The 6,253-nt window shown below is 71.0% G+C and carries 6 protein-coding genes; all 6 read right to left on the reverse strand.

Annotated features, from left to right (window positions below):
- Positions 1–8 precede the first annotated feature (8 nt).
- Positions 9–1,538: an aldehyde dehydrogenase family protein gene (locus GKQ77_RS05055; RefSeq protein WP_219687493.1), complete on the reverse strand. Its 1,530-nt coding sequence runs from the start codon at positions 1,536–1,538 to the stop codon at positions 9–11.
- Between the two features lie 194 nt (positions 1,539–1,732).
- On the reverse strand, positions 1,733–2,290 hold the full coding sequence (locus tag GKQ77_RS05060; RefSeq protein WP_219687494.1) for a hypothetical protein: 558 nt from the start codon (positions 2,288–2,290) through the stop codon (positions 1,733–1,735).
- Positions 2,290–2,535, reverse strand: coding sequence for a helix-turn-helix transcriptional regulator (locus GKQ77_RS05065; RefSeq protein WP_125514553.1), 246 nt, complete (start codon positions 2,533–2,535; stop codon positions 2,290–2,292). The genes GKQ77_RS05060 and GKQ77_RS05065 overlap by 1 nt, the downstream gene beginning before the upstream one ends.
- 128 nt (positions 2,536–2,663) lie before the next feature.
- Positions 2,664–3,653, reverse strand: a complete 990-nt coding sequence (locus GKQ77_RS05070; RefSeq protein WP_219687495.1) for a malate dehydrogenase — start codon at positions 3,651–3,653, stop codon at positions 2,664–2,666.
- Positions 3,654–4,014: 361 nt separating this feature from the next.
- Entirely contained in the window at positions 4,015–5,142 is a 1,128-nt protein-coding gene (locus GKQ77_RS05075) for a helix-turn-helix domain-containing protein (RefSeq protein WP_219687496.1), read from the reverse strand.
- A gap of 391 nt (positions 5,143–5,533) precedes the next feature.
- Entirely contained in the window at positions 5,534–6,223 is a 690-nt protein-coding gene (locus GKQ77_RS05080; protein ID WP_219687500.1) for a response regulator, read from the reverse strand.
- Positions 6,224–6,253 lie beyond the last annotated feature (30 nt).

Raw genomic sequence — 6,253 nt, forward strand, 5'->3', positions numbered from 1 at the left:
CGGGGGGGTCAGCCGGCGAACCAGCGGACCGGCTGCGGCGCCAGGTTCTGGTAGATGTGCTTGGACTCGCGGTACTCGGCGAGTCCCGCGGGGCCCAGCTCGCGCCCGACGCCGCTCTTGCCGAAGCCGCCCCACTCCGCCTGCGGCAGGTAGGGGTGGAAGTCGTTGATCCAGATGGTGCCGTGGCGCATCCGGCGTGCCATGCGGCTCGCGCGGCCCTGGTCGCTGGTCCAAACGGCGCCCGCGAGGCCGTACTCGGTGTCGTTGGCGAGGGCGACGGCCTCGTCCTCGGTGCGGAAGGTCTCGACGGTCAGGACGGGTCCGAAGACCTCCTCGCGTACGACCTTCATCTCGCGGTGGCACTGGTCGAGCACGGTCGGCTCGTAGAAGTAGCCGGTGGCGGGCCTGGTGTCGGCCGGCTCGGGGCGCTTGCCGCCGGAGCGGAGCACCGCACCCTCCTCCAGGGCCGAGGCGACGTACATCTCGGTCTTCTCGCGCTGCTGCTGGGAGACGAGCGGACCGCACTCGACGCCGTCCTCGGTGCCGCGGCCGAGCTTGATCTTCCGGGCCCTGCGGGCCAGTTCGGCGACGAAGCGCTCGCGCACCGACTCCTCGATGATGAGGCGGCCACCGGCGGAGCAGACCTGCCCGCTGTGGATGAAGGCGGCGTTGAGCGCCTGGTCGACGGCGGTGTCGAAGCCCTCTTCGGTGGCGCAGGCGTCGGCGAAGACGACGTTCGGGTTCTTGCCGCCCAGTTCGAGGGCGACCTTCTTCACGCCGAGCGCGGCGGCCTGGGCGACCTTGGTGCCGGAGACGAGGCCGCCGGTGAAGGAGACCAGGTCGACGTCGGGGTGGTCGGCGAGGCGGGCGCCGACGGTGTGGCCGGGGCCGGTGACGATGTTGGCGACGCCGGCGGGCAGGCCCGCCTCGACGAGCAGGTCGATGAGCGCGACGGTCGTCAGCGGGGTGATCTCGCTGGGCTTGATGACGAAGGTGTTGCCCGCGGCGAGGGCCGGGGCGATCTTCCAGCTGGCCTGGAGCAGCGGGTAGTTCCAGGGCGTGATCATCGAGCAGACGCCGACGGGCTCGTGCACGACGACGCTGTGGATGTCGTCGGAACCGGCGTCGACGACGCGGCCCGCGCCCTCACCGATGACCAGATCGGCGAAGTAACGGAAGGCGTCCGCGACGCAGTCCACGTCGACGCGCCCCTCTTCGAGGGTCTTGCCCGCGTCACGGCTCTCCAGAAGACCGATCTCCTCGCGGTCACGTACGAGGAGGTCGGCGACCTTGCGGAGCAGCGCGGCACGCTCGGCGACAGGCGTGTGCGGCCACGGTCCCTCGTCGAAGGCCTTGCGGGCGGCGGCGATGGCCGCGTCCGCGTCCTCGGTCCCGCCCTCGGCGATCAGCGCGAACGGCTTGGCGTCTGCCGGGTCGAGGATCTCGCGGGTGGCGCCGGAGGCGGCGCTCAGCCACTCTCCGCCCACATGGATGGTCTGTTGTGCGGACACGTCCCGTTTGCCTTCCGTTCCTGTCATATGCCCCGCCCGTCACTCGCGGTAGCCGGGTGCACCTGCCCCACGGCGGGAAAAGCATGCCTGTTCGGTGGCCGAAAGTGCGCCTTGTCACTGCGCGTACCGACAGCGGAGGCGAAAAGTGCGCTTTGTACAGCGCTGTCGACCTCCTGACCGTACCCGCGTGTCCGCCATACGGGACGCTCAGGAGTCCTGACTCACACTCCGCCGGTGGCCGCCGCGGCGCTCTCGACGGGGTCGTCGTCGAGGTCCGGCTCGTCCCGCGCGGTGAGCCCGGCCACCCAGAGCGGCATCAGCCAGTGCACGACGAAGACGGTGAACAGGACCGGGAAGACGAGCCCCTTGATCTCCACGTCCGCGAGAGCGGCGGCACCCGAGCCGACGGTCGCCGCGAGGAGCACCCAGAGCATCGCGCGGTGGGCGAGGGCCGCCACCCGGTTCTTCTCCGCGCGCTGCCTCTCGTCGAGCGCGCGGACGCGCAGTTCGAGCAGGCCGCGCGTCGAACTGTTGATGACGCCGGTCGCGAAGCACCACGGCAGCAGCAGGCCGAGCATGGCGAACAGCGCCCAGCGCCGGTCCCCCACGACGGTGCACAGCCAGGCCGCCACGCTCACGCCGGTCAGCGCGATGTGCGCGCACACCACGGCACGCCTGCGCGCGGCGGTGGCGTGCAGCGGCGCCGCCTCACGGCGGTTCATCAGCCGGTACATCCGCCGGTCGTAGCTCGTCAGGGGGCGCTGCTCGCTGGTGGTCATCACTGGTTCCTCCCGTAGACCTCGTCCGTGAGCGGGCGAAACGGCTCGAGGGAGAACACGGCCTCGACCGGCAGCCCGAAGAACTTCGCGATCTTCAGGGCGAGGTCGAGGCTCGGGTTGTACTGCCCCCGCTCGATGTAGCCGATGGTCTGGTAGTGGACCCCCACTGCCTCGGCCAGGCTCTGACGCGACACCTTCCGCTCGGCGCGCACCATCGCCAATCTGTTGTGCACTTGCTCGCTCATGTATAAGAAGTACTACATTCGTGAGTACGTAGGCAACGGGTCAGGACGGGAAACCTGCCCCGGAAACAGAACCGCCCCCGGCGGCCGCAGTGAACGGCTGCCGGGGGCGGGAGGGCCCTCGGGAGGACTCAGATGAGGCCGAGCGCGCGCACTGCCTCGCGCTCCTCGGTCAGCTCCTTGACGGACGCGTCGATGCGGGCACGCGAGAACTCGTTGATCTCCAGGCCCTGGACGATCTTGTACGTGCCGTTCTCGGCGGTGACGGGGAAGGAGGAGATAAGCCCCTCCGGAACGCCGTACGAACCGTCCGAGGGGATGCCCATGGAGGTCCAGTCGCCCGCGGCCGTGCCGTTGACCCACGTGTGGACGTGGTCGATGGCGGCGTTGGCGGCGGAGGCGGCCGACGAGGCGCCACGGGCCTCGATGATCGCGGCGCCGCGCTTGGCGACGGTCGGGATGAAGTCGTCGGCGAGCCAGGCCTGGTCGCTCACGACGTCGGCGGCGTTCTTGCCGGCGATCTCCGCGTGGAAGATGTCCGGGTACTGGGTGGCCGAGTGGTTGCCCCAGATCGTCAGGCGCTTGATGTCGGAGACCGGGGCGCCGGTCTTCTTCGCCAGCTGCGACAGGGCGCGGTTGTGGTCCAGACGGGTCATCGCGGTGAAGCGCTCGGCCGGTACGTCCGGGGCGGCGGCCTGCGCGATGAGCGCGTTGGTGTTGGCGGGGTTGCCCACCACGAGCACCTTGATGTCGTCGGCGGCGTGGTCGTTGATGGCCTTGCCCTGCGGCTTGAAGATGCCGCCGTTGGCCTCCAGGAGGTCGCCGCGCTCCATGCCCTTGGTGCGGGGGCGGGCGCCGACGAGCAGGGCGACGTTGGCGCCGTCGAAGGCCACGTTCGGGTCGTCGCTGATCTCGATCGAGTTCAGCAGCGGGAAGGCACAGTCGTCCAGCTCCATGGCGGTGCCCTCGGCGGCCTTCAGCGCCGGCGTGATCTCGAGAAGGCGCAGGTTGACCGGCACGTCAGCGCCGAGCAGGTGGCCGGAGGCGATGCGGAAGAGCAGCGCGTAGCCGATCTGGCCGGCCGCGCCGGTGACGGTGACATTCACGGGAGTGCGGGTCATGGCGATCTCCGTAAGACAGCTGGCGGTGGGGGTCCCTGATCCTCGTACCGGTGTACTGGATCCCCTTTTTCCTGGATCCCCGCCGACGCCTCTTCGAGTCCTCGATCGCCTCTCGATGATCGATCTCTTGGCATCAAGAGAGATCCGGCGGTCAGGCTATCGCGCCCGGACCTTCCATGAACGCCGGGTCACCTGTGGCCCGGCCCACAGCCTTTCCGCACCCTCGAACGGGGGGGGCGGCCGTCACCTCGGGGGAGGGAGCGTGACGGCCGCCGTGGGGGTGTGACCACTCCCGTGGGGGTACGGTCCGCCTGCCCTCCCGTTACGAGGTCATGCACCTCCACCCCCCACTTTTTTCCGCCTACTCGGTGCAGCCCTTCTCCCCCGACGCCAGCACCGCGCAGGCCTTGGCCGTGGTGCCCGCCTTGACCGCGACCATCGGGGTGTACGCGTCGAAGTCCTCGTTCACCGTGCCGCTCTGCTTGGCCGACGCGCCGCCGCCCGACCCGGTGACCGTGACCTTGTCACCCGGCGTGGCCTGGGTGATCCGCGCCCACGCGGCGGCGCACGTCTTGCTGTAGCGCACCTCGATCAGCGTCTTGCCGACCGTGGCCCGCGAGGTGGTCCTCGCCAGCTCGCCGCCGCAGCCCATGTTCTCGGGGTCCTTGCCCGCGCAGTCCGCACCCCGGCACTCCACCCCGGCGGGCAGCTTGGCGTCGCTCGTGGTCGGCGACGCGGACGGCTCGGTCCGGGCCTTGTCCTTGCCGTCGCCGCCCCGGTCCGTGAGGAAGAGCGCCGCCGCGATGACGACGAGCGCCCCGACCACGCCCGCAAGGAACATCGTCAGCTTCCGGCGTCGCCGCTGTCCGTCGGGCGACCCGGCCGACGGCGCCGGCGCCGCTACCGGTGCCGGTGCCGCGCCGAAGGGCGACGTGGACACATCGGCGGACGCGGACACATCGGCGTACGAAGAGGAAGCCGCGCCATAGGAGGGCGAGGCCTGCGGCGGCACCGTCGGGGAGGCCTGCGGCGGCACCGTGGGCGAGACACCCGCGGGACCCGCCACACCCGTCAGGCTCCCGACGCCCCCGGCGCCGTTGCGCGCCTTCGCCTTCGGCTCCGCCGACGGGCGCGCCCGGCCCGGCTCGCCCAGCTCCCCCAGCGCCGCCCGCGCCTGCGAGATCCGTATCGCCTGCATGGTCATGTCGTGCCGCATCTCGGAGCGGCTCCAGGCCCGCTCCGCCAGCTCCCACATGGTGATGAGGTGCACCGGCTGCGCGCCCGTCACCTCGGCGAGCGCGACGACCGCGCCCTTCGGCGCGAGCAGCCGCCCGTTCAGATAGCGCTCCCACGACGTCTTGCTGTAGCCGGTACGGTCCGAGACGGCCGCGACGCTCAGACCGCTGTGGTCGACGAGCCTGCGCAACTGGTCGGTGAACTCCCTGACCTCCGGGCCGAGTTCGTCCGGCAGTGCCTTCCAACGAGGCATTGCTCCCCCTCTTCCCCCCGTACGTGCCTGTCCTGTGCCCGTACGTTCTTCTCCCCACCCCGCCCGGCGCCCCGCGGGCCGTCCTCCGACGCTACCCAGAGGGATGCGCGGAGCAACGCTGTCAGTTCCCGGCGCCCCGGACAATCGACCGGACATTCGGATCAGGCTCGTTGCAGGTCGCGAACACCGTTGCGGAATGGTCACCTCCGTGCCACAGGGACCGGGCATCCCTTGAACGCGCTTGGCGCGTCCATGACTCTGGATCCCGAGCGGAACGCACCGCTTACATCGGGAGATTCCGGGAGTCCCAGAGATCCGCCGGGACCCCCTCCCTGAACGGCGGCGCCCGTCCTCCCACGGGGGAGAGGACGGGCGTCGTCCCGTCACACGCTCAGCCCGGGGTGCCCGGCCTGACGAGCCCCGTCTCGTACGCGACCACGACCGCCTGCGCCCGGCTGTCCAGGTCGAGTTTGCTCATGGTGCGGTTGAGGTGCGTCTTGACGGTGGCCTCGCTGATGTACAGCCGCTCGGCGATGTCCGCGTTGGTCAGGCCGCGCGCGATCAGCTTCAGGACCTCCACCTCGCGCAGGGTCAGCGCCGCGAGGTCGGGCAGCGGTTCGCCTCCGTCGCCGCCGGGCCCCTCGGTCTGCCGCGCGAACGCCTCCACGAGGCGGCGCGTGATGCTGGGCGCGAAGAGCGCGTCGCCGCCGCCGACCGCGGCCACCGCGGCAAGCAGCCGTTCGGGCCCGGAGTCCTTGAGCAGGAAGCCGGAAGCGCCGGCGCGCAGCGCCCCGTACACGTACTCGTCGAGGTCGAAGGTGGTCAGCACTAGGACGCGCGGGGCAGGTTCGGGGGCCTGGGCGAGGATCCGCGCGGTGGCCGTGATGCCGTTCGTGCCCGGCATCCGGATGTCCATGAGGATGACGTCGGGCCGGGTCCGGGCGGCGAGTTCGACGGCCTCGTCCCCGTCGCCCGCCTCGCCGACGACCTCGATGCCGGGCGCGGCGCGCAGCAGACCGACCAGCCCCGCGCGGATGAGGAACTGGTCGTCGACGACAAGTACCTTGATGGAGCCGGTCATCCGGTCATTCCGCCCCGTCGGCCCCCCGAG

The sequence above is a fragment of the Streptomyces anatolicus genome (assembly GCF_019400875.1).
GTDB classification, from domain to species: Bacteria; Actinomycetota; Actinomycetes; order Streptomycetales; family Streptomycetaceae; genus Streptomyces; species Streptomyces anatolicus.

Coding starts and splice junctions, on each gene's coding strand:
- GKQ77_RS05055 (WP_219687493.1), bottom strand. CDS start 1,538: ATGACAGGAACGGAAGGCAAACGGGACGTGTCCGCACAACAGACCATC.
- GKQ77_RS05060 (WP_219687494.1), bottom strand. CDS start 2,290: ATGACCACCAGCGAGCAGCGCCCCCTGACGAGCTACGACCGGCGGATG.
- GKQ77_RS05065 (WP_125514553.1), bottom strand. CDS start 2,535: ATGAGCGAGCAAGTGCACAACAGATTGGCGATGGTGCGCGCCGAGCGG.
- GKQ77_RS05070 (WP_219687495.1), bottom strand. CDS start 3,653: ATGACCCGCACTCCCGTGAATGTCACCGTCACCGGCGCGGCCGGCCAG.
- GKQ77_RS05075 (WP_219687496.1), bottom strand. CDS start 5,142: ATGCCTCGTTGGAAGGCACTGCCGGACGAACTCGGCCCGGAGGTCAGG.
- GKQ77_RS05080 (WP_219687500.1), bottom strand. CDS start 6,223: ATGACCGGCTCCATCAAGGTACTTGTCGTCGACGACCAGTTCCTCATC.